The organism is Streptomyces sp. NBC_01808 (assembly GCF_035917395.1).
Lineage (GTDB): Bacteria > Actinomycetota > Actinomycetes > Streptomycetales > Streptomycetaceae > Streptomyces.
The window spans coordinates 5,950,312-5,974,546 of record NZ_CP109072.1; the positions used below are offsets into that span (position 1 = coordinate 5,950,312).

18 protein-coding genes are annotated in these 24,235 nt (G+C 69.7%); 7 read left to right on the forward strand and 11 right to left on the reverse strand.

What is annotated here, in order from left to right:
• The first annotated feature begins 1,388 nt into the window (after positions 1-1,388).
• The 7 genes from OG946_RS26465 (at position 1,389) to OG946_RS26495 (ending at position 11,168) form a co-directional block, all read left to right on the forward strand.
• Positions 1,389-3,164 (forward strand): FAD-dependent monooxygenase, encoded by a 1,776-nt coding sequence (locus tag OG946_RS26465; protein WP_326798494.1) that lies wholly within the window; start codon positions 1,389-1,391, stop codon positions 3,162-3,164.
• A 293-nt stretch (positions 3,165-3,457) separates the two neighbouring features.
• Complete coding sequence (locus OG946_RS26470) at positions 3,458-4,996, forward strand: MFS transporter (RefSeq protein WP_326798495.1); 1,539 nt, start codon at positions 3,458-3,460, stop codon at positions 4,994-4,996.
• A gap of 216 nt (positions 4,997-5,212) precedes the next feature.
• Positions 5,213-6,685, forward strand: coding sequence for a class I adenylate-forming enzyme family protein (locus tag OG946_RS26475; protein ID WP_326798496.1), 1,473 nt, complete (start codon positions 5,213-5,215; stop codon positions 6,683-6,685).
• A 51-nt stretch (positions 6,686-6,736) separates the two neighbouring features.
• Complete coding sequence (locus OG946_RS26480) at positions 6,737-7,042, forward strand: hypothetical protein (protein ID WP_326798497.1); 306 nt, start codon at positions 6,737-6,739, stop codon at positions 7,040-7,042.
• 350 nt (positions 7,043-7,392) lie between these two features.
• Positions 7,393-8,547 carry a ScyD/ScyE family protein gene (locus OG946_RS26485; protein ID WP_326798498.1) on the forward strand — a complete coding sequence of 385 codons (1,155 nt, stop codon included), beginning with the start codon at positions 7,393-7,395 and terminating at the stop codon, positions 8,545-8,547.
• A gap of 140 nt (positions 8,548-8,687) precedes the next feature.
• On the forward strand, positions 8,688-9,890 hold the full coding sequence (locus tag OG946_RS26490; protein WP_326798499.1) for a ScyD/ScyE family protein: 1,203 nt from the start codon (positions 8,688-8,690) through the stop codon (positions 9,888-9,890).
• A 132-nt stretch (positions 9,891-10,022) separates the two neighbouring features.
• Complete coding sequence (locus OG946_RS26495) at positions 10,023-11,168, forward strand: inositol-3-phosphate synthase (RefSeq protein ID WP_326798500.1); 1,146 nt, start codon at positions 10,023-10,025, stop codon at positions 11,166-11,168.
• A gap of 92 nt (positions 11,169-11,260) precedes the next feature.
• Here OG946_RS26495 and OG946_RS26500 read toward each other — a convergent pair whose 3' ends face one another.
• The 11 genes from OG946_RS26500 to OG946_RS26550 form a co-directional block, all read right to left on the reverse strand.
• Entirely contained in the window at positions 11,261-12,814 is a 1,554-nt protein-coding gene (locus tag OG946_RS26500) for a DUF6851 domain-containing protein (protein ID WP_326798501.1), read from the reverse strand.
• Between the two features lie 121 nt (positions 12,815-12,935).
• Positions 12,936-13,595: an undecaprenyl diphosphate synthase family protein gene (locus tag OG946_RS26505; RefSeq protein WP_326798502.1), complete on the reverse strand. Its 660-nt coding sequence runs from the start codon at positions 13,593-13,595 to the stop codon at positions 12,936-12,938.
• 92 nt (positions 13,596-13,687) lie between these two features.
• Complete coding sequence (locus OG946_RS26510; protein ID WP_326798503.1) at positions 13,688-15,238, reverse strand: DUF6851 domain-containing protein; 1,551 nt, start codon at positions 15,236-15,238, stop codon at positions 13,688-13,690.
• 141 nt (positions 15,239-15,379) lie between these two features.
• Positions 15,380-16,924 (reverse strand): MFS transporter, encoded by a 1,545-nt coding sequence (locus OG946_RS26515; RefSeq protein WP_326798504.1) that lies wholly within the window; start codon positions 16,922-16,924, stop codon positions 15,380-15,382.
• Between the two features lie 262 nt (positions 16,925-17,186).
• The gene (locus tag OG946_RS26520; RefSeq protein ID WP_326798505.1) at positions 17,187-18,764 is read right to left on the reverse strand and encodes a DUF6851 domain-containing protein; all 1,578 of its coding nucleotides are present in this window, start codon (positions 18,762-18,764) and stop codon (positions 17,187-17,189) included.
• Between the two features lie 140 nt (positions 18,765-18,904).
• A complete protein-coding gene (locus OG946_RS26525; RefSeq protein ID WP_326800374.1) occupies positions 18,905-19,822 on the reverse strand; it encodes an aromatic prenyltransferase in 918 nt (305 codons plus the stop codon).
• 340 nt (positions 19,823-20,162) lie between these two features.
• Positions 20,163-21,236, reverse strand: a complete 1,074-nt coding sequence (locus OG946_RS26530) for a methyltransferase (RefSeq protein WP_326798506.1) — start codon at positions 21,234-21,236, stop codon at positions 20,163-20,165.
• Positions 21,237-21,281: 45 nt separating this feature from the next.
• Positions 21,282-21,854 carry an isopentenyl-diphosphate Delta-isomerase gene (gene idi, locus OG946_RS26535; protein ID WP_326798507.1) on the reverse strand — a complete coding sequence of 191 codons (573 nt, stop codon included), beginning with the start codon at positions 21,852-21,854 and terminating at the stop codon, positions 21,282-21,284.
• Between the two features lie 90 nt (positions 21,855-21,944).
• The gene (locus OG946_RS26540) at positions 21,945-23,012 is read right to left on the reverse strand and encodes a type III polyketide synthase (protein WP_326798508.1); all 1,068 of its coding nucleotides are present in this window, start codon (positions 23,010-23,012) and stop codon (positions 21,945-21,947) included.
• Between the two features lie 365 nt (positions 23,013-23,377).
• Positions 23,378-23,563, reverse strand: a complete 186-nt coding sequence (locus tag OG946_RS26545; protein ID WP_101421567.1) for a helix-turn-helix domain-containing protein — start codon at positions 23,561-23,563, stop codon at positions 23,378-23,380.
• Entirely contained in the window at positions 23,560-23,982 is a 423-nt protein-coding gene (locus OG946_RS26550; protein WP_326798509.1) for a hypothetical protein, read from the reverse strand. The genes OG946_RS26545 and OG946_RS26550 overlap by 4 nt, the downstream gene beginning before the upstream one ends.
• Positions 23,983-24,235: the final 253 nt, after the last annotated feature.

The window sequence follows — 24,235 nt, forward strand, 5'->3', positions numbered from 1 at the left end:
GCCGATACACAACGCAATGGATCAACGGCCGCCGGACACCGAGAGCAACGATCGATGTGGGGGCTTCGACGCTTTTCTCCCCGGCTATTCGATCTCAACATCGCAATGGGGGGTTGTCAACACGGTTCCCGCGCTGGTGACGCCTTCCTGAGCCCGTATCCAGGTGTTCCCGCACGTCGAAGGTCTGATCGATTATCGCGCCCGGAGCGGAGCGGCAAGGTCCTGCCATCCGTGGGTGTATAGCAGGAAGTTGCTAGTCAGGGTCTTGCCGGGACGTTTTTGCAAGATCGACCTTGGCTCCGCCCGAACCCCCTTGGGGAGGTTGCTGCCCAGGTGGGCGGGGGTGTGGAGGCCGGGAAAATCGCGGAATCCTCAGCTCCGTTTTTGGTCCGGCCGCACCGCAGTCGTAGACCTCGCGTCAACACCGCCGGGCTCCGACTGGCGCGTAGCAGAGCGTGACGGCGGATCTTGGTGTACGGGCCGTCCGCGGGCCGTCCGCGAGGGCGGTCCCGCGGGTGGCAAGTCCGGCAATGTCGGCAATGAAATTTCATCCCGGTCCGCCGCGAGCGAACGGATACCGCTCCGGGGCCGGCCACGGGCCCGTCCGGATGCGGACCCTCACCTTTCCCGTGCCGGGTTCAGACGATTATCCCGGCGAAATAATCCGCCGTTCGCCGAGACGTCACCGACGCCGCGGAGCAGACCCCGGCGCGCGACGCGTCACCGGACGTTCTCCCGTCGTTTTCCGATTTCCCGGTGCGGTGAATTAAGTCTTCCGTGCCGGTCCCGCGGGGCGGCCGGTCCTTTGCAATGAGAGCGAAAGCGGAATCGGTCCCGGGGGTGCCGGCGACCGCGGCTCGGGGGGTGCCGCGGGCCGGTCCGGGAACGGTGGGTAGCCGGTGCCGATGCGGGCCGTGGGGGAGTGGCCGCGCGTACGGGACGCATCCGGGGGCCGTACCGCGAGGTCCCGCGGCGCCGAGCGGGGCGGGAGATGGCGCGGATCGTCCATCTTTTCCCTTCTCGGGTCGGGGGGCAGCAGCGAGCCTCAATCACTTGACAGTTGGCGGCCGCGGAATGTGACCGACGATCAAGAAGTTCTTTCCCGGCGCTGGTCGGCGGGCCGGTCCCGCCTTCGCCGCCAAGCCGGCGCCAACCCGGTCGATAGTGCCAGCCAAATCGCCGGGCCGATGCTGAGTCCACGCAGCATCGGTAGAGAGACGTCGGCATGACGGTGTCGAGGAGGCTCATCCGGAAGCTCTGCTTCCTGATCGTGGGGATGACGACAGCGCTCGGTCTCGGTTGCCGCTTCCTGCGGTTCGGCGGCGGGCGGGGACTGCCCGGGATCCCCCGATGTCCTGCCTGAGCCGTCACCTCATGGAAGGCCGAGCATGGAAGCCATCGAAGTTCCGGTTCTGATCGTGGGGGGCGGCGGTTGCGGTCTGTCCGCGTCCATCTTCTTGTCCGGCCAGGGTGTGGAGCACCTGCTGGTCGAGCGGCACACGGACACGTCGAGGCTGCCGCGCGCCCACTACCTCAACCAGCGCACCATGGACATCTTCCGGCAGCACGGGCTCGTGGACTCCGTCCACGAACTGTCGGCGCCGCCGGAGATGTTCGGCAGAGTGCGCTGGCAGACCTCCCTCACCGGGGACGACCCGCTGGACGGGCGGGTCATCTACGAGATGGACGCCTTCGGGGGCGGTGCCCTCACCGAGGTGTACGCGGAGCACGGCCCCGTCCTGCCCGCCAAGCTCCCGCAGTTGCGGCTGGAGCCGATGCTGCGCCGCCGCGCCGAACGGGACAACCCCGGCCGGGTTCTCTTCGGCCACGAGCTGACCACCTTCTCCGACAAGGGCGACCGCGTCGTCGCCGAGATCCGCGACGTCGCCACCGGCGAGACCACGACGGTCACCGCGCAGTACGTCATCGCCGCCGACGGCGGCCGCACCATCGGCGCCGAGCTGGGCGTGGAGATGCAGGGCGTGCCCAGCATGCTGAACGTCACCACCGCGTACCTCACCGCCGACCTCTCCCCGTGGTGGCACGACGGCACGATCATCACCTGGTTCGTCAACCCCTACCGCCCCGACCTCTCCAGCACGCTGATGGAGATGGGCCCCACCTGGGGCAAGCGCTGCGAGGAATGGGCGCTGCACTTCAACCCCGGCGACGCGGACCGCGACGACCCGGAGGCGATGACCGCCCGGATCCGCGAGGTCCTCGGCGTACCGGACCTGGAGCTGACCCTGCACCGGATCAGCCAGTGGACCGTCGAGGGCGTGCTCGCCGACCGCTACCGCCAGGGCCGCGTCCTCATCGTCGGCGACGCCGCGCACCGCCAGCCGCCCACCACAGGGCTCGGCCTCAACGGCGGCGTCCAGGACGTGCACAACCTGGCGTGGAAGCTGGCCGCCGTGGTCGCCGGCCGCGCCGACGACAGCCTCCTCGACTCCTACGAGACCGAGCGCCGCGCCGTCGGCAAGCGGAATGTCGACTGGGGCCTGTCGACGTGGTTCCACCACAAGGTGGTGACCGAGGCCGCCATCGGCCTCGGCGCCCACATCCCGGTCGAGCGCCGCTCGGCGGTGTTCTCCTCCTACTTCGACCCCTCCCCGGTCGGCACGGCCGTACGGGCCCGGGCCGCGGAGATCTTCCAGACCCACCGCTCCGAGTGCCAGGCGCACGACCTGGAGGTGGGCTTCGCGTACGAGGACGGCGCGCTCGTCCCGGACGGCACCGCGCCCCCTCCCCGCGCGCCGCTCGGCAACACCTACCACCCCACCACCCGGCCCGGGCACATGCTCCCGCACGCCTGGATCGAGCGGGACGGCGAGCGCCTGTCCACCCACGACCTCGTCGGCCGCGGCGGCGGCTTCGTGCTGATCGCCGGCCCCGAGGGGAAGGCGTGGTGCGACGCGGCGGCGGAGGCGGCCGAGAAGTTCTCGATCCCCCTCACGGCGGTACGCATCGGCGACGGCGCCGAGTACGCCCCCGCGGACGGCCGGTGGGCGGCGGTCCGCGAGATCACCGACGAGGGCGCCGTCCTGGTGCGCCCCGACCACCACGTGGCCTGGCGGAGCACGTCCGCCGGAGCCGATCCGGCGGCCGCGCTGGGCGACGTGCTCTCGCGCGTCCTCGCCCACGGCGACACCCGGCACGGCTAGCACGAACGCCGCACGGCAACAACACCGCGGTACGGCACGGCAACACGGCACGGCAACACAGCACGACGACAGCACGACGACAGCACGACGGGGAGGGGGAAGCGGCTCCGGACACGATGCCCACCGGAGGCCGCGCCCTCTCGCCGGGCGCCCCGCCGGACCGACCGCGGTCCCGGCGCCGCGCCCCCCAGCCCGTACAGAATGTCCGGCTCGGCCTCGGGTCACATTCCCCTCGCCGCCTCTGTCATGAGGGTTGAGGACGCACGTCCGTCACACGCGACAAGGAGAAGATCGTGGCAACACAGAGCGCGGACGCTGCCGCCGGGCCCGGCCCGGGAGCTGCCGGAGCGGCGGAGCCCGACCCCAAGCGGTGGCTCATCCTCGTCGTCATCTGCGTGGCACAGCTCATGGTCGTCCTGGACGCGACCATCATGAACCTGGCCCTGCCGTCGGCACAGGAGGACCTCGGGTTCTCGCTCGCCAACAGGCAGTGGATCGTGACCGCGTACGCCGTGGCGTTCGGCAGCCTGCTGCTCTTCTGCGGCCGGCTGGTCCTCCTCTTCGGTCTCAAGCGGAGCTTCCTCGTCGGCCTGGTCGGCTTCGCCGGCGCCTCCGCCGTCGGCGGCGCCGCGAACAGCTTCGAGATGCTCGTCTCCGCCCGCGTCGGGCAGGGCGTCTTCGCCGCGCTGCTCGCGCCCGCCACCCTGACGCTGCTGAGCACGACCTTCACCGACCCCAAGGAGAAGGGGAAGGCGTTCGGCGCGTACGGCGCGGTCGCGGCCAGCGGCGCGGGCCTCGGCCTGATCATCGGCGGTGCGCTCACCTCCGGCCTCTCCTGGCGCTGGTGCATGTACGTGAACCTGCTCTTCGCCGGCGTCGCGCTGCTGGGCGCCGGGCTGCCGTTCGGCCGCAACGCGGCCGTCAAGGGCATGCGGACGAAGCTCGACTTCCCCGGCGTCGTCCTGGTGTCCGCCGCGATGTTCTGCATCGTCTACGGCTTCTCCAACGCCGCGAACGAGGACTGGAGCACCCCCCAGACCTGGGGCTTCCTCGTCGCCGGCGGCGTGCTGCTCGTCGCCTTCGCGGCCTGGCAGGCACGCGCGGCGCACCCGCTGCTGCCGCCGCGCGTCGTCCTCGACCGCAACCGCTCCGGGGCGTATCTGCTGATGCTGCTCGTCGGCGCCGGCATCTTCGGCTTCTTCCTCTTCCTCATCTACTACATGCAGACCACGCTGGACTACTCGGCGATCACCTCGGGCGTCGCCCTGCTGCCGATGGTCGTGTTCACCGCCGTGGCGGTGAACATCGGCAACATCAAGATCATGCCGAAGTACGGTCCCAAGCCGCTGGTCATCGCGGGCCTGACGCTCAACACGGGCGCCCTGGTCTGGCTGACCCGGGTGGAGGTGGACTCCAGCTACGCCGCCGCGCTCCTCGGCCCGATCCTCGTCCTCGGCTTCGGCATGGGCTTCATCTTCGCCGCGGCGCTGCAGACCGGCACCACAGGCGTGGAGCCGCAGGACGCGGGCATCGCCTCGGCGAGCATCCAGGTCGGCCAGCAGCTCGGCGGCTCCCTCGGCACGGCCCTGCTCAACACCATCGCGGCGAGCGCCATCACGGACTACGTGAAGGAGCACTCCCAGGGGAGGCCGCCGACCGAGGAACTGCTCCAACTGGCCGCGGTCGACAGCTACGTCACCGTGTTCTGGTGGTGCGCCGGCCTCTTCGCGGCCGGCGCCGTGATCTGCGGTCTGCTCATCCGCTCCGGCCCGCTGCCCGCACCGGCCTTCGGCGCGAAGCCGGCGGACAAGGCGGAGAAGGCACACTCCTGACGGCAGCCGCCAAGTGGACGCCAAGTCGTTGCAGTGTGGTGGCCAAGTGGGGTGGCGGATCCTGAGTGGGCGTGAGCTCGGGGTGGTGTGTTGCGCGTGTCTGTCGGGAGTTTCGGCGCTGGTTGGGGTGGTGGCCTGGTGAGCGTGAGTCCGGTGCACAAGCGTGGTTTGTATATAGGTGTTCTTGCGCAGCGTGCCGCGGTCAGGCACGGGTCGATGCTGCTGACTTTGGATCACGATCTGGATGTGCTGCCCGGTGCGGGGCGGCGGATCACGGTCAGCGAACTCGCTTACCACGTCTCCGACCTCGCCGCGCGTCTGGCGGCGGCGGGGGTGCGGGCGGGGGAGCATGTGGTCGTCTACAAGCGGCCGAACTTCGATTCCTGGATCCTGGGCACCGCGGTCGCGCGGATCGGGGCGATACCGGTGATGCTCTCCCCGGCCCTCGACGCCCCCACGGTGGCGGCGTTGATGCAGCGCCTGGGCCGCCCCCACCTGCTCACCGACGCCGCGAAACTCGGCCTGCTGTCCGGCGAGGACCTCGATGAGCTGACGGCTTCGGTGATCACGATCGACTCGCTTGCCGGGCTGGAGGGTTCGCCCGGGGTGCCGGCGGTGTTCACCGCTCTGGACGAGCCGGCGATGATCACGCACACGTCCGGGACGACGGGCCTGCCGAAGCTGGTGGTCCACACCGCCCGCACGATGCGCACCCGGCTGCGGCCGCAGTTGTTCATGCTCGGGGTGATGCCCCGGCGGGAGACCGTCGCGATCAGCATCCCCTTCGTCCACTCCCGCCTGTTCGCCGCGATGGCACTGGTGCTGTTCAAGGGCATGCCGACGCTCCTGGTCAACAACCACGACCCCGAAGCCGTCGCCACGTTCTTCCTCAAGAACCGCCCCGGCCTCATCGAAGCCCTGCCCAACAGCTTCCTCGCCTGGGAAGGACTCGTGAACGACCCCAGGAGGCCGTTCGCGTCGGTGAAGTACTTCTCCTCCACCTTCGATGCCATCCACCCCCGCACCGTCCGCCGCCTGCTGGACGCCTCCCGCCGCCGCTCCCCCCAGTTCTTCCAGATCTACGGCCAAAGTGAGGTCGGACCCGCGGTCGGCAGGCCCTACTACCGGCGCCACGCACGCGACATGGACGGCCGCTGCGTCGGCTTCGCCCTCCCCGGCAGCGCCAAAGTGCGGGTCACCTCACAGAACGGCCGTCAGGTCACCCCGGACAACCCCGGGTTCATCGAGGTCCGCTGGGACGGCATCGCCAAGACCTACCACGGCGAACAGGACCGCTACGACGAGAACGTCAACCAGGGCTGGTGGCGCACCGGCGACATCGGCTACCGCACCCGCGCGGGCTGCCTGCACATGCTCGACCGCGAGATCGACACCATCCCCGGCGTCGGCTCCAGCCTGGAGATCGAAGACGCCGTCCTGGACCGCCTCGACGAACTCGTCGAACTCGCCATAGTCCAGGGCCCCGGGAACAAACCCGTCCCCATCGTCTGCACCCGCAACGACGAACCCGTCGACCCCCACCGCTGGCAACAAGCCACCCGCGACTACCCCCAACTCACCGACCCCGTCCACATCCCCCTCGCCCAACTCCCACGCACCGCCACCCTCAAAACCCGCCGCGTCGAACTCACCCGCATCCTCCACGACAAACTCCAAGAACAACCCTGATACTCCGCCGCCCCACACCGGCGGCGTGCATGTTTACCAAGGAGATTCCCCATGAGCGTCCGCATGTTCCGTGCCAAGATCAAGGAAGACAGGGTCGAGACCGCGGAGAAGGCTGCGAAGGAACTCTTCGCGGCGATCGAGGAAGCGAAGCCCGAGGGCGTCCGCTATTCCTGGTGCAAACTCGCGGACGGGCGGACCCTCGTTCTCGTGGTGGATCTGGAGGATGACGAGAAGAACCCTCTTCTCACCATGCCCGCTTTCCAGGAGACGATGAACGGGCTGAAGAACGAGTGGATCGCGGAGCCGCTGTCGGTCGAGCCGATGACATCCCTCGGCTCGTACCGCCTCTTCTACTGATTCCACCCGGACGACCGTCCCGCCCGTCGCGGCACCGCCGCGCGTGCGCCGGCGGCCAGGGGTTCCCCCTGGGCGGTCGAGGGCGGTAGTTCACGGGCTCACCTTCCCGTAACCGCGTTCCCGGGTGCGGAATGAGCCATCGGCCACGAGCCTTCCGGCCACCGTCCCGCGGGGCGGGCAGCCGCGGCCCGGCGCCAGTCGAACGCAATTTTCCCATCAAACGCGTGTAGCCGATGCTCATTGCGCCGCCGGCTGTTTCGACGTGCGCCGGACGGCTTTGGCGAGGAGCCTTCCCTCGACGCGTCTTGTCTGGGTGCAACAGAAACAGCGAAACGGAGGAACAGGCGAAGATGCGTAGTCTGAAGAGGTTCCGCATGCCGCTCGCGGTCGCGGCGGCGACGGCGCTCGCGGGAGTGGCAGCCGGGCCGTCGGGTCAGGTCGTCGCGGCGGAGAAGGGCTCGGGCACGCTGTCCGGCGACGCCCCGGTCGAGGTGATCGCGAAGGGGCTGCACTCGCCCCGCGACCTGACCTGGACGCCCGAGGGCCGGCTTCTCGTCTCCGAAGCGGGCGGCATCGAGCAGCTCTGTGACAACGCCGACGTCATGACGGCGAAGTGCTTCAGCACCACGGGCGCCATCACCGACATCACCGACGGCAAGCCGAAGCGGATCGTCGAGGGCCTGGCCTCGAACGTGAACAACGCCGAGGTCGTCGGCCCGAACGCGATGGTCTACTCCGAGGGCAAGCTGCACGTCCTGGAGGCGGGCCACGGCAACGGGCTGCCGGAGTGGCTGCCCCGCGACCTGAGCAACACCCTGAAGAACCAGTACGGCAGGGTGCTCCAGGTCAAGGGGAAGACGGTCAGGGCGGTCGCCAACCCCGGCGCGGCCAGCTACAAGTGGATGCAGGAGAACCCGGACCTCGTCTCCGAGGACCCGACGGCCAACCCCGTCTCGCTCGCCGCGAAGCCGGGCGGCGGTTTCTACTACGTGGACGCGGCCGCGAACATCCTCGGTGAGATCGACCGCCGGGGCAGGGTCGAGATCCTGAAGTGGTTCCCGAAGGCCCCGAACGGCGCCGACGCCGTGCCCACCTGCGTCGACGTCGGCCCCGACGGCGCGGTGTACGCCGGGCAGCTCACCGGCTTCGGCAACACCGGCAACGAGGCGGCCAACATCTACCGGTACGACCCGAAGACCGGCGAGCTGAAGGTCTGGGAGAGCGGCTTCGCCACCATCTCCGGCTGCGGCTTCGGCGCCAACGGCGACTTCTACGTCACCCAGTTCGACCGGACGGGCTTCCCGCCGCCCGGCGACCCGCAGGGCGTCGTCGTCCAGATCGCCAAGGACGGCACCCGCACCGAGCTGGGCGCGGGCAAGCTCTTCGCCCCGCAGGGCTTCCTCGCGGGCCCCGACGGCTCCATCTACGTCACCAACAACAGCGTGTGGTACCCGGTCGGCACCACCAACCGCTGGGACCAGGGCGAGGTCGTCAAGATCGGCTGACCCCGGCCGCCGTCCGTGACGGAAAGGCTGTCGTCGACCGGGTGACCGGTCGACGACTCCCTTGCCGCGGCGGCCGGCCCCCGGCCGCGCACGTGGTCCCCAGCAGAACCTCACCCCACTCAAGAGGAGATGAGAGCTCGATGCGACGTCTCGCAAGATGTCGGATGCTGCTCGCCGCGGCAGCGGCGACAACGCTCGCCGGTGTGGCGGCCGGATCGTCCGGGCCCGTGGCCGCCGCCGACCACGGCAGGGGCTCGGGCACGCTCGACAAGAACGCCGAGGTCGAGGTGATCGCGGAGGGGCTGTACTCGCCGCGCTCCCTGACCTGGGGCCCGGGGGGCCGGCTGCTGGTCTCCGAGACCGGTACGCCGCCGCTGACGGCACCGTCCGAGTGCAACATGGTCTCGGAGGAAATCGTCTTCGAGATGAAGTGCTTCGGCCACACCGGCTCCGTCGCCGACATCACGAACGGCGAGCCGAAGCGGATCGTGGAGAACCTGCCCTCGGCGCTGAACCTGCAGGACATGATCGGCCCGAACGGGCTGGCCTACAGCCAGGGCCGCCTGTACACGCTGCAGGCGGGCTCGCCGCAGAGCCTCCCGACCGACGCGTGGCTCTCCGACGGCCTGCGGAACAAGCTCAAGCCGTACGTCGGCACCCTGCTCGACGTCACCGACCCGAAGAAGCCGCGGGTGGCCGCCCGGCCGGGTGCGGCCGACTACGAGTACATCAACGAGAACCCGGACCCGACGCCCGACTTCGACGTCACGAACCCGTACTCGCTGACGCCCAAGAAGGGCGGCGGCTTCTACTACGTGGACGCGGCGGCGAACGTGCTCGGCGAGATCGACCGGTGGGGCAACGTCGAGATCCTCACCAGCTTCCCGCTCAGCCAGGCCGGCTCCGACGCCGTGCCCACCTGCGTCGCCCAGGGCCCGGACCGCGCCGTGTACGTCGGCGAGCTGACCGGCCACGGCAACACCGGCGAGGAGGGCGCCAAGGCCGCCAAGGTCTACCGCTACGAGCCGTGGAGCGGTGACCTGGAGGTCTGGCAGCGGGGCTTCAGCGCCATCACGGGCTGCGGCTTCGGCAAGAACGGCGACTTCTACGTCACGCAGTTCACCTCGACCGGCTTCCTGCCGTCGCCCGACGACGACGGCGGCAGCGTCATCCAGATCGGCCGCGACGGCACCCGTACGGAGCTGGGCAAGGGCAAGCTGTTCTTCCCGCACGGCTTCCTCGCGGGCCCCGACGGCTCGATCTACGTGACCAACAAGAGCCTGTGGTGGCCTCCGGGCACCACGGGCGACTGGGACAAGGGAGAGGTCGTCAAGATCGGCTGATCGACGACCTGGCGTCCGCCCAGGGCCGGGCCGTGGCTGCCAAGCCGTCGGTCCGGCCCTCGCCCGTGTCCGCCCGAGTCGTGCGCGAGGCGCACCGGTTCTGTCCGCACGTGTCCGTAACGGAGGGGTCTCATGCGAGTTGGCATCTGGTTCATCGGCGCCCGCGGGTCGGTCGCCACTACCGCCGTCGTCGGGGGGCTCGCGCTGCGCGCCGGCCTGACCGAGCCCGTGGGCTGTGTCACGGCCCACCCTGACCTGGCCGCCGAAGCGCTGCCGGGCTTCGGCGACCTGGTCTTCGGCGGCCACGACGTGAACACCGGCACGGTGGCCAAGAAGGCCGAGCAGCTCGCCACCGCCGGCGTCGTGCCCGCGCGGCTCGTACAGGCGCTGGAGGCGGACCTCGCCGAGGCGGAGGCCGAGCTGCGGCACGCGCCCGCCGGCGGCACCCAGGCGGAGACGGCCGCCGCGGTCGTCGCCGACATCGAGGCATTCGCCGAGCGGCACGCGCTGGAGCGGGTCGTCGTCGTCAACGTCGCCTCCACCGAGCCCGCCGCCCAGCCGCACCCGGCGCACGCGGACCTGGCGGCGCTCGACGCGGCGCTCGTCGCCCCCGGCCGGGTGCTGCCGCCCAGCTCCCTCTACGCGTACGCGGCGTTCACCGCCGGCTGCGCGTACGTCGACTTCACCCCCTCCACGGGGGCGCGGCTGCCCGCACTCGACGAACTGGCCGCCGCCCGCGGACTGCCGTACGCGGGCCACGACGGCAAGACCGGCGAGACGCTGCTGAAGTCGGTGCTCGCGCCGATGTTCGCGATGCGCAACCTCGCGGTCCGCTCGTGGTCGGGCCTGAACCTCCTCGGCGGCGGCGACGGTGCCAACCTCGCCGAGCCGGGCGCCAACGCGGCGAAGTCCGTCAGCAAGCAGCGCGTGCTGCGCGAGACCCTCGGTTACGCGCCGGAAGGCGACACCCACATCGACTACGTCGCCGACATCGGCGACTTCAAGACCGCCTGGGACCTCATCACCTTCGGCGGCTTCCTCGGCACCCCGATGCGGCTGCAGTTCACCTGGGAGGGCTGCGACTCGGCGCTCGCCGCGCCGCTGGTCCTCGACCTGGCCCGGATCTCCCTGGCCGCGCACGCGGCGGGGCGCACGGGCCCGCTGACGCCGCTGGCCTTCTTCTTCAAGGACCCCCTCGGGGACGGCGACCACGCGCTGCACGCCCAGTGGGCGGCGCTGCGCGCGTTCGTCGCCGGCCTCGACGGCGACGAACGCTGAGGAGGCGTCGTACGCCGTGAACGGCCGGGCAGGTCGCGGTGGTGCGCGCCCTGCCCGGCCGGTCCCGGCGTGACCGCCGGCGCGAGCGGCGGTCAGTCCTGCACGTCGCCCTTGATGTACTGCTGGACGAACTCGTACGCGAGGTCGCCGAACTGGGTGCCGAACTCCATGGACCGCTCGACCGTGGTCGTGAAGTGCACCCCGGCCCAGACCCGGCTGTAGCCGCAGTCCTTCACGAACTCGGTCCAGGTGTCGTAGCGCAGTTCCATGTCCTTGGCCGGGGTCACCCCGGGCTCGGTCAGCGTCCACCCGGCGGGGATGGGCCAGGTCCAGTCCAGGCGGTCGTCGCCGAGGAAGCGCCGGGCGGCCTGCGCCTCGGCGGCGCACAGCGTGGTGGATCCTGACGGGTAGTCGGGGTGGTCGCCCACGGGGATGAAGCTGGTCCACTCGTCGGCGGGCATGTCGTGGACGGTCCCGATGCCGGGCCCGCCCCAGGCGGACAGCTTCTTCTTCCCGTACACGTGCCGGATCGCGCTGAACGGGCGCGGGGCCTGGTACTTGACCTTGTAGTGCCAGGCCGCGATCAGGTCCTCGACCTGCGCCAGCGAACTCGTGTAGATCAGGTGGACCCAGTCGTCCAGTTCCAGGTCGTGGGCTATCCCCGCGGCCTTCGTCGACTGGCCGATGCCGAGGAACTTGTTGTCGAAGAACTCCGCCTTGACCTTCCTCTCGTCGTTGAGGCCGGCGGAGGCTTCCAGGATGTCGTCCACCGAGCGCTTGTAGCGGCGCGGGTCGGTGTGGTCGAGGTGGTCGGGCGGGGCGAGCGGGAACTGGCTCGGGTGCCGGTAGGTGTCCGGCTTCACCAGCCCCATCTGCGGCGTGACCATGTGCTGGACGGTGAAGATGCCCTTGTCGCCCGGGCCGCCGCCCACCCGGCGGCGGTGCGGGGTCCTGGCCGGCTGCCACTTCGACGGGTTGACCAGCTTGTAGGCGGTGTTCACCGGCTCGAAGCCGGTGTAGTCCTCGTAGGGCTGCCCGTGATACTTCCGGCCCTCGTCGCCGAAGAGGTTCATGCCGTCCCGCGCCTTGGCCTTGAGGACGCCCTGGGCGGCCAGGTTGCCGATGCCCACCGGGCTCGACGGGTCCGTCGACTGGTCGTCGGGGTCAAGGCCGAGCGTGGTCATGACCTGCCGGAAGGCCGCCACCCGCTCCTTGAACACGGCCGCGAACACCACGTTCGCGGCGTGCAGCGCCGCGACGTTCTTGTTCCGGTTGGTGGTGGACTCGCTGGCGGGGCGGCGGGCGATGCGGGTGTGCCGGCCGACCGCGGTCGGGTGGTAGGGCGCCAGCGCGTCGAACCACGCGGTCATCGTGAGGTGGGTGAGATAGACGAGGACGGTCGCGTCCATCGGGCCGAGCGGCTCCTCGGACGGGTTGGCCGCCGTGCTGAGCAGATCCCGGTGGAAGTTTCCGGTGTCGAAGTCGAATTCGATGGCGGCGGCCGGCTTCGCCGCCGGTCCTGTGCCCTGGCCGGCGGCGGCGGTACCGGTCCCCAGGGTCGCCAGCGCCGCGGTCGAGGCGCCGCCGAGCAGCAGCGACCTGCGACCTGGGGAGAAGCCTGCGGAGGAGGAATTTTCGGACGTCATCGTATTTTCTTCCTTATCCCTAGCGAGGATGCGTGGCACGTCCCAGGCGTGGCCCGAGTGGTCGGGCCACGCCTGGGAGACCGGAGTCGGTCGTTGTTCGCCCGAGTCGTGCGCTGGTGCTCTACGCCGGGTAGTTCCCGTAGCGCCGCTCCCGCCGGCGCAGGTCGTTCATCGCGGTGTCGAAGTCCGCGCGCGTCATGTCGGGGAACAGCACCGGGGAGAAGTGCAGTTCGGCGTACGGGGACATCAGCGGGAAGAAGGACGACATCCGGATCGCGCCGCCCGTGCGGATGAGGTAGTCGACCTGCTTCGGGACGTAGGCGTTCTCGGCCAGGATCTCCTCGGTCAGCTCGGGGATCTTGCCGTTGAGCCTGTTGAAGAGCTGGATGACCTCCTCGGTGAGGGACATGCCCATGATGTAGTGGAGCGTGAAGCCCGCCTCCTTGTTGGACTCGTCCCGCAGGTTCTCCAGCTCGGTGAGGTACTTCTTGGGCACCAGGTCGAGCGACCCGGAGAAGTCGAACCTGCAGTTGTCGTGCGTGCGCCGGGCCACGTCGTTGAACGCGACCAGGAACGTCGTCACCGCGGGCTCGGGGCGGCTGAAGTTCGCGGCCGAGGAGGTGGTGATGTACAGGGTGGTGATGCCGTCTTCCCTCGCCCAGTCCATGAACTCGACGAGCTTGTCCGCCATCGCCTTGTAGCCGTCGTCGAGCGAGACGCCGTTCGCCTTGGACCAGCGGCGCATTCCGTCCGGCAGCAGCATCAGGTTGGTCACTGTCATCCCCTTTGGTGTGCGTGGTCAGATGTGTCGGAGGGTTGTGCGCACGCGGGAGCGTGAATTGGCCGGAGAAGGTCCGGCGCAACCTGCTGCGATCAGTCCTCGACCTCGCCCGAGACGTGCCGCTGCACGAACTCGTGGGCGAGGTCGCCGAACTGCTTGCCGAACTCCACGGACCTCTCGGTCGTCTTCGTGAAGTTCACGCCGGCCCACACCCGGCTCAGGGCGGCGTCCCGGACGAAGGCGGTCCAGGTGCCGTAGTTCAGCTCGACGTCACGGGCCGGGACCAGCCCGGGCTCCGTCTGCGTCGAGCCGGCTTTGAAGGTGTACGTCCACTCCAGGACGTCGTCACCGAGGAAGCGCCGCGCCCCCTGCGCCATGGCGGCGCAGAGCGCGGTGGATCCTGACGGGTACTCGGGGTGGTCGTTCACCGGCAGGTAGCCCGCCCACTCGTCGGCGCGGAGGTCGACCGTCCCCTTGCCGGGACCGCCCCAGGCGCGCACGTTCTGCTTGCCGTACACGTGCCTGACCGCGCTGAACGGCCGGACGGCGTCGTGCGCGTGCTTGAGGTGCCAGGAGGCGATCAGGTTGTCGAGCTGGGCCACCGAGCTCGTCATGTAGAGGTGCACCCAGCCGTCCAGGTCCAGGCCGTGGGCGATCGCCGCGGCCCTCGTCGCCAGCAGGATGCCCTGGTAGTTGTTGCTGAAGAACTCCGCCTTCGCCTTCTGCTCGTCGGTCAGCCCGGCGGAGGCGGCGAGGATCTCGTCCACGGCGCGCTTGTAGCGGCCCGGTGCGGTGTGGTCGCTGTGGTCGGGCGGCGCCAGCTCGAACCGGCCCGGCTCCCGGAAGGTGTGGCCCTCGACCAGCCGGAGCTGCGGGGTGGCGAAGTGCTGGACGGTGAAGATGCCCTTGTCGCCCGGGCCGCCGCCGACGCGGCGGCGGTGCGGGGTCCTGGCCGGCTGCCACTTCGACGGGTTGACCAGCTTGTAGGCGGTGTTCACCGGTTCGTAGCCGGTGTAGTCCTCGAAGGGCTGGCGGTGGTATTTCCGGTTCTCGTCCCCGAGGAAGTTCATGCCGTCGCGCAGCCGGGCCTCGACGGCGGCCTTGCCGGCCAGGTTGCCGATGCCCGCGGGGGTGGCCGGGTCCTCCGACTCGTCGTCGGGGTCGAGACCGATCGCCTCCAGCAGGCCCCGCAGGATGTGGCCCCGCTCCGGGTAGGTGATGCTCACCACCTGGTACGTGGCGTACAGCCCGGCGATGTTCTTGTTCCTGTTGGTCCCGGACTCGCCGGCGGGGCGGCGGGGGAGCCGGGTGCGCACGCCGACGGCGGTCGGGTGGTAAGGCGCCAGCGCGTCGAACCAGGCGGTCTGCATGACGTCCTGGATCCAGAAGATGAGGGTGACGTCCGCGGGGCCGAGGTCCTGCGTCTCCCCGCTGGAGTCGCCCGCCACGGTGAGCAGGTCCCGGACGAAGTTGCCCTTGTCGAGGTCGAAGGCGGGCGGCGGCTCCGCCGCCGGTCCTGGCTCGGCGGCGGCGGTACCCGCGTGGCCCAGGGTCGCCAGGGCCGCGGCCGAGCCACCGCCGAGCAGCAACGACCTGCGCCGTGGTGAGAAGCCGGGGACGGAGGAGCTTCCGGACGTCGTCATAATCGGTTCCTTATCGACTGTGCGCCGCTGGAGATGACAGGTCGGCCGGCGGACGTTCCCGGCCCACGCGAAAGCGGCCGGCGATACCCGGGTCACCCGGGATCACCAGCCGCTTGAGCTGCAGTCTGGGCGCAGTGCGCCTCAGGATTGTGCGGTCTTCGTCTCCTCGGACAGCTCCTCGGACGTCCCGTCCGCATTCTCCCCTGCGGGCTCCTCCGCGGGCGTGGGCAGCGGGCCGCCGCGCAGCAGCAGGCCGGAGACGACCGCGCCGATCGCGAAGAGGGCGGTGCACCACCAGAACACCGTGGTGTAGCCGTCGATCGCCGCGAGGTCGAGCTGGCTCTGCGACGGCTGCCCCTGCACGTTGCTCTCCAGCCAGTTGCCGGTGGCGGTGGCCGCGATCGTGTTGAGCAGCGCCGTGCCGACCGCGCCGCCGAGCTGCTGGCCGGTGTTGACGCACGCCGAGGCGATCCCCGCGTCCCTGGGCTCCACGCCCGAGGTGCCGGTGCGCAGCGCCGCGGCGTAGATGAAGCCCATGCCGAGGCCGACCACCATGAGCGGGCCGAGCAGGTGGGTCACGTAGCCCGAGTCCACGCCGATCACGGTCAGCCAGGCCATGCCGAGCGCGCTGAGCAGCAGACCGAAGGTGACCAGCGGCCGGGGGCCGTACTTCGGCATCAGCCTGATGGCGCCGGCGCTCGCCCCCACGGTCGTGCACACGACCATCGGCAGCAGCGCGACGCCCGAGGTGATCGCCGAGTAGTCGAGGTTGGTCTGCATGTAGTAGATCAGGAACAGCATCACGCCGAACATGCCGGTCCCGACGAGCAGCACCGTGAAGTACGCGCCGCCGCGGTTGCGGTCGAGCAGGATCCTGGGCGGCAGCAGCGGGTTGGCGGCGCGCGTCTGCGAGAACGCGAAGACGAGGAGCAGTGCGCCGCCGAGCGCGAGGACGCCCCACGTCGAGGTCGTGCCCCAGCCCTCGTCGGCGGCGTTGGCGAAGCCGTAGACCAGGCAGAACATGCCGCCCGACGCCAGCACCACGCCGGGGACGTCCAGCTTGGCCCCCGTCTTGGGCTCCCGCTGCATCAGCATGACGCTGCCGGCGAAGGCGACGACGGCGAAGACGAGGTTGACGTACATGCACCAGCGCCAGTTCAGCGCGGAGACCAGCGCGCCGCCGAGGATCAGCCCCAGGCCCGCACCGCTGGCCGCGACCGCGCTGTAGATGCCGAAGGCCTTGGCCTTCTCCTTCGGGTCGTGGAACGTGGTGGCCAGCAGCGCCAGACAGGCGGGCGCCAGCATCGAGGCGAAGGCGCCCTGGCAGGCGCGGGCCGTCACCAGCATCTCGAAGTTGGTCGCGGCCCCGCCGACCGCGGAGGCGCCGGCGAAGCCGGTCAGCCCGATGAGGAAGCTCTCCTTGCGGCCGATGATGTCGGACAGCCGGCCGCTGAACAGCAGCAGGCTGCCGAACGGCAGCGCGTACGCGGTCACGATCCACTGCCGGTCGGAGTTCGAGAACTCCAGCGCTTCCTGCGCCGACGGCAGGGCGAGGTTCATCACGGTCAGATCGAGGCCGACCATGAGATAGGCGGTGCAGATGACGGCGAGGATGAGCCACCGCCGGGGATCTCCGAGCGCTTCCGTGCCCGGCCCGCCCGCTGGGGCTGCGCTCCGTGATTCCATGATCGTCTCCTGGTGTGCCATCGGTCGTACCGGGGGGTGTCACACATAGGACGGGCGCGACGGGTCGGCGCGTGACATGGCGATCGATCGGAACCGGCCAGACTCGCGGAATTTCAGCGGCGGTTGGCGTATTCCCGGCGCCCCCTGCCCGCAGCGGCCTCCCGGCGCGTGCGCGCCGTCGCGCGTGCCGGGAGGCCGGCTGCACATCGAGGTGCGGCGGCAGGCCGCGGGTCCGTGGCTGGTTCCTGCCGCCGCGGTGGGCTCAGTCCTCGACCTCACCCTTGATGTGCTTCTGCACGAACTCGTGGGCCATGTCGCCGAACTGCTCCCCGAAGGCGATGGACGTCTCGATGGTCTTGCTGAAGTGCACCCCGCCCCACACGCGGCTGGCGCCGCACTTCTGCGTGAAGTCGGTCCAGGTGGGGAAGTGCAGTTCGACGTCCTTCGCGGGGACGATGCCGGGCTCCGTCCGCCCCGAGCCGGCCGGGAAGGTGAACTTCCAGTCCAGCTCGTCGGAGCCGAAGTAGCGCCGCGCGCACTGGGAGGCCGCGGAGCACAGCGTCGTGGAGCCCGACGGGTACTCCGGGTGGTCGCCCACCGGCAGGTAGCTGAACCACTCCTCGGCGGGCATGTCGTCGACGGTCCCCATGCCGACGCCGCCCCAGGACTTCACCTTCTTCTTGGCGTACACGTGCTTGATCACGGTGACCGGTCGGGCGGCGTCGTACTTGACCTTCTGGTTCCAGACGGCGATCAGCGGGTCGAAGGTCGCCAGCAGGTGCTCCAGGATGAAGTGCGCCCAGCCCTGCACGCCCAGCTCGCCGTTCTGGTCGTGCTTGCGCGCGATGACCAGCGCCGAGTGGCCGATGCCCCAGATCTTGTTGTCCATCACCTCGACGATGGCCTTCTGCTCGTCGGTGAGCGCGGCCGACGCCTCCAGGATCTCGTCCGCGGAGCGCTTGAAGTCCCGGGGCCGGGTGTGGTCGACGTGCGTGGGCGGCGGGACGGTGAAGTCGCGCGGATCGTCGAAGATGTGCGGCTTGACCATCCGGATGTGCGGGGTGACGAAGTGCTGGGCCACCCAGATGCCCAGGTCACCGGGGCCGCCGCCGACGCGGCGGCCGTTGTGGGCCTGGAGCTGCGGCTGCCAGCGCGACGGGTTGACCACGTCGAAGGCGGTGTTCACGGGCCGGTAGCCGGTGTAGTCGGCCCAGGGCCTGGGGTTGTACTTGCGGCCGCCCTCGTAGCCGAGGAAGTTCATGCCGTCGTTCTTGCGGGCCTCGAAGACGGACTTGCCGGCGATGTTGCCGATGCCGACCGGGTTGGCCGGGTCCATCGAGTCGTCGTCGGGGTCGAGGCCGATGCTCGTCAGCAGGTCCCGCATGGGCTTGACCCGGCTCGGGATCACCCGCTTGACCAACTGGAACTGGGAGTAGATACAGGAGATGTTCATGTTCCGGTTGGTGGCGGACTCGCTCGACGGGCGGCGGGGAATCCGGGAGTGCACACCGACCGCGGTCTCGTGGTAGGGCGCCACGGCGTCGAACCACCCGAGACCGGTCAGGTGGTTGATCCAGAGGAACACCGTCACGTCCATCGGACCGAAGATCTCCGAGGAGGGCGAGACGCCGGCGCCGTCGTCCTCGGGCTGGAACCACTCGATGTAGTTGTCCTTGTCAAGGTCGAACTCGGCTTGTGCCTTGGCCACCTTGCTGCTCTCGGCGGCGGCGGCGATGCCGGTGTGACCCAGGGGGAACAGCGCCGCGGCGGAGGCACCGCCGAGGAGCAGCGACCTGCGCCGCGGGGAGAAGCCTGAGACAGGAGAGTGTCCGGTCGTCATGTGCCGTCCTTGTCCTTGAGAGGGGATTCCTTGCATGGCAGAAGGCACGGTCCGCCGGAACGGACCGTGCCTTCTGAGATCGAGGGCCGGCTCAGCCAGTCATGCGCATCGGAGAACGGGGGCGGGTCAGGTCCCCGGGTTCATCCCTGTTGCTTGTGCGTCTCCATCAGCCGGACCGGTTCGTACCCGGCGGAGAGCTGGTAGTACGCGCAGACGTCGATGAATTCCCCGTCGGGGAACCATTTGACGCCGAAGAGGTTCAGACGCTCACCGGGATACGCGTACGGGGCGTTCGTCGCGAACCGCGCGATGTGCGGCTCTATGGGCGCGGGAACCGCCGCCGGATCCAGGCCGCGGCCCGGCGGCGGGGCGAATGCGACCCGTACGATCCGCGAGGAATCCCAGCGGAAGGTGATGTTGGCCCGCATCGACCTGCTGGCGAACTCCAGCATGCCTTCGTCCGCGTCGTGCAGCCCGAGTTCGCGCAGCATGGCGCGGAGCGCGCTCGGTTCCGGACGGCCGTCCGGGGTGAACTGGAAGTACAGGTTCATCGTCTGCCGCTGGTAGTCGACCCCGACCATCGCGACCTCGTCGAGGCCGTAGCGGGCGAAGAGGCCCGCGTTGTCGGCCACGGCGGGCGACACGGACGGGACTTCGGCCAGCTTCGCCACCGGCTGGAGGTCCTGCGGGAAGTGCGCGTAGAACTTCTTGAAGCCGCCGGTGACCCCGCAGTCGACGAAGTGCTCCCTGATGGTCCAGCGCCCCTGCAGGTCGGAAAGCAGGGAGTGGACGGGGTGCTCTGTGGGTTCGACGAAGCCGTGCGCCACGGCGTGGGGATACGGGTCGCCCAGTCCCGGAGAGGCGGTGAAGCTGTAGTCGAGTTCTCCCGCGTGCCGCCCGCCGGTCTGCAGACTGAGGACCAGTAGCGCGTCCTCGATCGACTCGCCGAAGGTGCTCAGCAGGGGCCAGACCTTGTCCCGGGAACAGGCCACACCCACTAATTGAGCAGACTCTTCGATGGCCGAGTAAACCCTTTCGAGTTCGACAGCTCCGGACATGATGCGTGCGTCCTCCAGTGTGAAGGTGAGCGCTGGTATGAGCGTGGAATCCGGATGGGCGGACCGGCGGTTCAAAAACGTCTCCCGGTCGAACGCCGGGGAAACCGGGGGCGGGGAACCCGGCACCGCGGGTGCGTAAACGCGTCAACGCCACGAAGGGCGGACTCCGGCGGTGCAATCCTATGTATAGGTTCTTCGCCCCTGGTCGTCAAGGCCCCGGCGGTCCTGCGCCACCCGGATGCGGCGGCACCGGTCCGTGCCCTGCCACGATGCCCGGCAGAACCCGGACCGGCACCCGGTGCCCGCGCCGGGATCGGCGACCCGGGCCGGCACCGGTCGGTCACCGGACCTTCGTGGCGGACAGGAGGGCCGGCACCGGGATGACGTCCTTCGGGAGCTCGGCGGGGTCCTTGGTGACCGCCTTGGTCACCTCGAACCCGCACTCCTCCAGCCAGCTCCGGTAGACCGACAGCTTCTGCGGGCCGCCCTGGCCCATGGTGCAGCCGATGAAGAAGGCCGGGAAGAAGTCGACGTTGTAGTTGTCGGTGTCCGTGAGGTTCTCGGGGTACACCGGGACCAGCACGTTGACCTGTCCGCCGACCGGCAGCGACCGGTTGACGCCGGTCAGGATCCTGATCACGTCGTCCTTGTCGAACATGTCCAGGAAGTGCTTGATGAGGACGACGTCGAAGCCCTGCGGGATCTCCTCGAAGACGTTGCCGCCGACGAACGAGCAGTGGTCCGCCACGCCGTGCGCCCGGAAGTTCTCCAGCGCCTCCTCCTCCTTCTCCGGCAGGTCGAACGTCGTCACCCGGAGCCCGGGGGAGGTCTTCGACTCGTAGGCGTGGATCGCTCCGAGGCCGGTGTTCCCGGCGAGGTCGAGCACCTGCGCGCCCGCCGCGATGTCGACGTTCCCGAAGAACCAGGGGTCGATGTTGGCGGTGACGTTGTCCATCAACGTCCCCCAGGAATCGCGGAGATCCTTGTGCTCGGCCACGGCGTCGTACATGGTGCCCTCGGTGACGCCGTAGAACTCCTTGAGGCCGACGAGCGTGCCGGTCCGCGCGCTCTCGGTGAGGTGGAAGAGCTGCCTGAGCGCGACCACCTTGATCATGTTCATGTAGGTGAGCGCGCGCTTCAGGTCGCGCTCGGGAACCTCGCCGAGCGCGTCGAGGGTGTACGTGCCGGACGCCTCGTCGCGCGCGACGAACCCCTCCTTGATCAGCAGGAACAGAAGCTGCTCCACGGCGTCCGGCTTGGTGCCCACCGCGTCGCCGAGGTCGGCCGCGGTCATGCCGGGCTTGTCGCGCAGCGCGTCGATGATGCCGAGCTCGAAACAGGACAGCAGGGTCATAAACCGGGTGGGGCCCACCATGTAGTCGCGGATGCGCGCGAGTGTGGCTCCTTGTGTCATTTCACTGGCTCCCTTCGAGTTGGTCGTCTCCCGCGGCCGGCGGCGCTACGTGGTCGCGAGGCCCGCCGCCTGCGGCAGCCGGTCGGCGGCGTTGGTGGCCACCGCGAGCACGCCGCCCAGCCAGGGCGAGTAGTGGTCCGGGTGGGCGGCCAGGTCGGCGCGCAGCTCCTCAGGCGCGACCCAGCGGACGTCGGCGACCTCCGCCGGGTCGGGCTTCAGCGGCACGTCCACCGGGACCAGCCCGACCACGACGTGGTCGTATTCGTGCTCGACCCGGCCGGTGTGCGGGTCCTCGGCCCGGTAGAGGTACACGCCGGCCTCCTGCAGCGGCACCCCGGGCAGCCCGATCTCCTCGATCAGCCGCTCGCCGGCGGCGTCGAACAGCGCCTGCCCCGGCGCCGGATGGCCGCAGCAGGCGTTGGCCCAGCGCAGCGCGAACCGGGTCTTCACCGCGGCCCGCTGCTGGAGCAGGATGCGGCCCTGCTCGTCCAGCAGCATCACCGAGTACGCCCGGTGCAACCGGCCCGGCGCCGTGTGTGCCTCGGCGACCCGGAGGGAGCCGAGGGCGGTGCCGCCCGCGTCGACCAGCTCCACCAGTTGCGATTCCCGAGTAAGCATGACGAGGTCTCCTGCCTCCTGTGGGGAACGGTTTTCAGGCATGCCGGCGCCCTTGCCGCGCTTGCCGGAGGTGTACGTGCCGCGGTGGGCTCAGTCCGCGTCGTCCGGGGTGTCCCGGCTCCATCTGCCCAGCGCCATCTCGGCGGTGATGCCGGGGCCGAAGCCCGCGATCACGCCCGTGGCGTCCGCCTGCGGCGTCTCTTCCTCGATCAGCCGGCGCAGGGCGTCGAGGACGACGGCGCTGGCGATGTTGCCGCGCTCGGTCAGCGTGGCCCAACTGTGCCGGAACATCCCGCGGTCGACATCGAGGAACCGGGCGAGATCGTCCAGGATCCGCGGGCCGCCGGCGTGGATGATGTAGAAGTCGAGCTTGCCGATGTCCCAGTCGTGGTCGGTCGCGAAGTCCCGCAGCACCGGGGCGAGCGGCTCCATGGTGCCCGGGACCCGGCGGTCGAGCTGGAAGTGGAAGCCGGTGTCGCGGACGGCGTAGGAGATCCAGTCCTCGGTGTGGGGGATGAGGTACGAGCCGTTGCGCTCCAGGTCGACGCCGGTGCCGCCGTCGCCGCGGACCACGGCGGCGGCGACCGCGTCGCCGAACAGCCCGTCGGACAGCAGGGAGCCGATGTCGTCGTCGCCCGGCTGGTAGCACAGCGAGCACAGCTCGCACGAGACGATCAGCACGTTGCCGCCGGGGTGGGCCAGGCAGAAGTCGTGGGCCCGGTTGATCGCCGCCCCGCCGGCAGCGCAACCGAGCTGCGCGATGGGGAGCTGGCGGGTGTCGGAGCGGAAGCCCATGGTGTTGATCAGCCAGGCGGTGAGCGACGGCATCAGGAACCCGGTGCACGACACGTACACGATCGCGTCGATGTCGCGTGCCGCGACGTCCGCGTTGGCCAGCGCCTCCTCGATGACCTCGGGGCAGCGCTTCCTGGATTCGGCTTCGTAGACGCGGTTGCGTTCTTCGAAGCCGGGGTGCCCGAGGGTCTTTTCGATGGGCTGGACGATGTGCCGTTTCCGTACGCCGGTATTCCGGATCAGCCGCAGTGCCAGCGGAAGCTGCGGCTTCCCGCCGTGGACACGCTGGGCGAACTCCAGCGTCTCTTCCATCGTGATGACATATTCCGGCACGCGCACCGACGGCTTACAGAGCCTGGGCATAGGTACCTTCTGTCGTAGAGATCAGACGGCCGGCAGCCGAATCGCGCGCAGGGTTCCCCTGCCACGCAAAACCGCAGCGGACGTGATCCGCTGCGGTGGGGATGTCGTGCGAGATTGGGCACGCCCACGAAGGGCGGACTTGGAGCGACAAGTATATTTATAGATTCTTCGCCGCTCGGCCGTCAAGCCCCCGCTCTCGCCGGGGTGGTTGGTCATGCGTGTGACGTGCCACAAGTCACCGACGGTCACGAAGCGCAGCGGTGATCCCGTCCGTGACCCACCGCGGATGCGGACGTGTTCTGTGCGCCCGTGCAGCCGGTTCCGATCCGGCCGCCGTATCGGCGTACGGTGCTGTGGCCCGGTGTTCATTCCGGCTGCATCTCGTCCAGTGTGGCCGTCACGTCGTCGGGGTGGTAATAGACCCGGCCGATTTGCTTGTAGCGGCGCCAGCGGTGCATGTGGGCGTAGCGGTAGACCGTGCCCTTGGGTATCCGCCAGATGCTGGCGATGTCGTTTGCCGTCAGACCGGTGCTCGCGAGTTGGTACTTCATCCGACCTCTCTTTGCGTGCGCATCCGGCGGGCGAGTCTGCTCCACCAGGTGACCGGCCAGGTGTGGGCGGCGGAAGCCGTGCAGACGATCTCGGAGGGCATCGCGTCGCCATGGGTGCGGATCAGGGCGACGAGGGTGCCCTCGCAGCCGGCGTCGGGACAGTCGCCCAGGTGGACGCGCCGGAGGCTGCCGGGGTCGGCGACCTTGCGCGCCCTCCGGGAGAGTTCCTGGATCTCCTCTGCGATGTCGCCCGCCGCCGGGTGGCGGGCGAGCCACTCGACATGCCGGCACAGGAAGCGCGCGAGCGCCGGGACGTCCCTGGCCGGGGAGTTCAGCCGGCGTTCCTCGGCGACGAGTCCCGACCAGGAAGCCAATACCGTACGGATGGCCGCGCGCACCTCGGCGGCGGCGGGATTCATCGTGCCGGTCGCGGGACTCTTCCTGGCGACCTTCCGGATGACCCGTACCATTTCGGGACCCGGACTTCCGGTGCAGTCGGAATACAGTGCGGGAAGGTTGAGCAGATTGCTCTCCAGCCGGCCCCGGCAGGATGTGCAGAGAGCTTTTCCGTCACCGGCCACTCCCCTGCTTTTCGCGGAGCTTCCGTGCAGCGTACTTCTGCATGACGGGACTCGACATAGTTCGTGTCTTGTGAACATTTCCCCTCCGTGA

Bases quoted from the DNA above. Each gene is read 5' to 3' on its own strand.
- OG946_RS26465 (WP_326798494.1), top strand. From the start codon at position 1,389: ATGGAAGCCATCGAAGTTCCGGTTCTGATCGTGGGGGGCGGCGGTTGC.
- OG946_RS26475 (WP_326798496.1), top strand. From the start codon at position 5,213: ATGCTGCTGACTTTGGATCACGATCTGGATGTGCTGCCCGGTGCGGGG.
- OG946_RS26480 (WP_326798497.1), top strand. From the start codon at position 6,737: ATGAGCGTCCGCATGTTCCGTGCCAAGATCAAGGAAGACAGGGTCGAG.
- OG946_RS26485 (WP_326798498.1), top strand. From the start codon at position 7,393: ATGCGTAGTCTGAAGAGGTTCCGCATGCCGCTCGCGGTCGCGGCGGCG.
- OG946_RS26490 (WP_326798499.1), top strand. From the start codon at position 8,688: ATGCGACGTCTCGCAAGATGTCGGATGCTGCTCGCCGCGGCAGCGGCG.
- OG946_RS26495 (WP_326798500.1), top strand. From the start codon at position 10,023: ATGCGAGTTGGCATCTGGTTCATCGGCGCCCGCGGGTCGGTCGCCACT.
- OG946_RS26500 (WP_326798501.1), bottom strand. From the start codon at position 12,814: ATGACGTCCGAAAATTCCTCCTCCGCAGGCTTCTCCCCAGGTCGCAGG.
- OG946_RS26505 (WP_326798502.1), bottom strand. From the start codon at position 13,595: ATGACAGTGACCAACCTGATGCTGCTGCCGGACGGAATGCGCCGCTGG.
- OG946_RS26510 (WP_326798503.1), bottom strand. From the start codon at position 15,238: ATGACGACGTCCGGAAGCTCCTCCGTCCCCGGCTTCTCACCACGGCGC.
- OG946_RS26515 (WP_326798504.1), bottom strand. From the start codon at position 16,924: ATGGAATCACGGAGCGCAGCCCCAGCGGGCGGGCCGGGCACGGAAGCG.
- OG946_RS26520 (WP_326798505.1), bottom strand. From the start codon at position 18,764: ATGACGACCGGACACTCTCCTGTCTCAGGCTTCTCCCCGCGGCGCAGG.
- OG946_RS26525 (WP_326800374.1), bottom strand. From the start codon at position 19,822: ATGTCCGGAGCTGTCGAACTCGAAAGGGTTTACTCGGCCATCGAAGAG.
- OG946_RS26530 (WP_326798506.1), bottom strand. From the start codon at position 21,236: ATGACACAAGGAGCCACACTCGCGCGCATCCGCGACTACATGGTGGGC.
- idi (WP_326798507.1), bottom strand. From the start codon at position 21,854: ATGCTTACTCGGGAATCGCAACTGGTGGAGCTGGTCGACGCGGGCGGC.
- OG946_RS26540 (WP_326798508.1), bottom strand. From the start codon at position 23,012: ATGCCCAGGCTCTGTAAGCCGTCGGTGCGCGTGCCGGAATATGTCATC.
- OG946_RS26545 (WP_101421567.1), bottom strand. From the start codon at position 23,563: ATGAAGTACCAACTCGCGAGCACCGGTCTGACGGCAAACGACATCGCC.
- OG946_RS26550 (WP_326798509.1), bottom strand. From the start codon at position 23,982: ATGAATCCCGCCGCCGCCGAGGTGCGCGCGGCCATCCGTACGGTATTG.